Annotated in this window: 1 protein-coding gene and 2 pseudogenes; all 3 read right to left on the bottom strand. The window is 75.5% G+C overall.

Features of this window, described 5'->3' with window-relative positions:
* A pseudogene (locus tag KIK08_RS38780) lies at positions 1-320 on the bottom strand (winged helix DNA-binding domain-containing protein); the annotation flags it as partial.
* A 16-nt stretch (positions 321-336) separates the two neighbouring features.
* Positions 337-1,590, bottom strand: a complete 1,254-nt coding sequence (locus KIK08_RS38775; RefSeq protein ID WP_214408290.1) for a 2-hydroxyacyl-CoA dehydratase family protein — start codon at positions 1,588-1,590, stop codon at positions 337-339.
* Between the two features lie 6 nt (positions 1,591-1,596).
* A pseudogene (locus KIK08_RS38770) lies at positions 1,597-2,048 on the bottom strand (2-hydroxyacyl-CoA dehydratase family protein); the annotation flags it as partial.

Genomic DNA, 2,048 nt, shown 5'->3' with positions numbered 1-2,048 from the left:
AGCCGGGCCGCGGCGTCGGCGTCGTCGCGCGGCCAGCCCGCCGCCGCGAGCGCCGGGAGGTCGGCGGTGCGGTGCAGGTGCGGGGCCCCGCGGAAGGTCCAGACGATCGTCAGCGCCCCGCCGGCGGTGACGTCGGCGTCCGGAGCCGGCGGTTCGGCCAGCCGGGCCGACAGCGCGACCCGCAACGACCCGGGCGGCGTGTCCTGCACGCCCAGGTCGAGCACGGCGAGGTCGGTGAGCCGCCGGGCCCGCTCCACCAGGCCGTGGACGTCGACCCGGTGCGCGACGACCTGCTGACGGCTGAGCTTCTCGGCGGCCATCGCGCCATCCTGCCCGTCAGCGGCCGGCGCGGGGCAGCACCTCGGACTCCAGCCACCCGGAGACGGCGCGGGTGAGGGCCTGCGGGTCGGCCGTGCGGGAGTCGACGTTGTCGGCGTGCAGCTCCAGCACCGGGATCCCGGCGTCGCGCAGCGCCCGGGTGGTGAACCAGCTGCCCCGGGCGTCCTCGGAGACCAGGTGCACCACCCCGTCGACGCCGTGGTGGCGGGCCTCCTTGACGTACCAGCCGCTCGACCACGGCGGCATGTAGAGCTGCTCGTGGAACGCGGCGAAGCGGGCGGCGAGGGCGCGCAGCGGGTCGTCGCCGTGGCGGACGTAGCCGTCGGCGGCGATGGCCAGGTACATCGACCACACGAACACGGCCCCGTGCTCGCGCTGGAAGCGCTGGTAGAAGTCCATGTCGAACCACAGGCCCCGGCCGATCCACATCAGCCGGGCCCGCTCGTCGGGGCACACACCGGTGCCGGCGGCGACCCGCTCGGCGACCTCGTCGTGCAGGCGGCGGGCGGCGTCGCGGCCCCACTCGGTGCCGCGGTGCCACTGCGGCACCATGACCGCGGGGATGGAGTCGGTGACGTCCAGCGGGCACGGCCGGGCCACCGCGACCAGGTCACGGGTCCGGCGGTTCCACAGCTCCTGCTCGTTGACCAGCGCCATGACCTCGCCGAAGCGGGACTCGGAGAACACCAGCCCGGTGGTGGTCTCCAGGAAGCGGATGAGGCCCTCCAGCTCGCCGACCATCAGGTCGAGCCGGTCGGAGCCGACGACGCGCTCCCAGTCGTGGTCGACCAGCTCCCACCAGTTCGGCGGCGGGTCGTTCGTCGACGCGCTCTCCAGCGGGTAGAAGGTGACGCCGTCCTGGGCGTCCCACACGTCGAAGACCTTGCGGCCGGCGTCGCCGGTGGTCTCGGCGAGCACGATGCTCGGGCGGGGCAGCCCGCCCCACGGCGCGCCGTCCGGGTCCTCGTCGAACACCGACGCCAGCGACGTCGAGCTGTACTGCTCGGTGTAGTCGGGGTAGCCGCGCTCGCGCAGCAGCCGCAGGTGGTCCTGGGTGCGTCGTTTGGCCGCCACGATCGAGGCCCACCACTGGTTGACCACGTAGGGGATGCCCATGGCGCGGAACACCTCCTGCGGGGCGTCCGCGTTCACCAGCGCGAACGGGTCGCCGGGGGCCAGACCGGCGCGCAGGTCGGCGAACCACTGCCGCTGGTAGGACGTGGCCGCGAGGGCGCTGGGCAGTCGAGCCATCGGGCCTCAGACCTCCACCGGGGCGGGCAGGCGCGCCAGGTCGACCTCGCCGTAGGGCTGGCGGTCGACCAGCACCGCGGGCAGGCCGGTGGCCGCGCGCTGGGCCGGGAAGTCCCACGGCGGCCCGTCGTCGTGCTCGCGCACGTAGGACACCAGCAGCTCGGCGCCGCACTCGCGGGCGGCGGCCGCGGTGTGCGCGGCGCGGCGGCGGATCGAGGCACGCGGCCCGGCCGGGCCGGCGTGCTGGTAGCGCTCGGCCAGCGCCAGCTCCGTGGGCGCGCCGACGGGCCCCTCGGCCAGCAGGTCGCCCCAGTCGTGGTCGTCGCCGACGACGAGCAGCCCGGCCCCCTCCAGCGCGGCGTAGACGTGCGGGCAGTCGTGGCTGCTGCCGGTCAGGAAGGTGCGCAGGCCCCGCACCTCGGGCAGGTCCGCGCCGAGCACCGCGGTGACCAGGTCGA

Source organism: Pseudonocardia lacus, from assembly GCF_018531445.1.
Taxonomy (GTDB): domain Bacteria; phylum Actinomycetota; class Actinomycetes; order Mycobacteriales; family Pseudonocardiaceae; genus Pseudonocardia; species Pseudonocardia lacus.
The sequence above is the reverse complement of the archived record's forward strand: the minus strand, read 5'-3'. Positions and strand labels throughout refer to the sequence as shown.

What these genes read in the sequence shown, in the direction of transcription:
- KIK08_RS38775 (WP_214408290.1), bottom strand. Translation starts at nt 1,590, where the DNA reads ATGGCTCGACTGCCCAGCGCCCTCGCGGCCACGTCCTACCAGCGGCAG.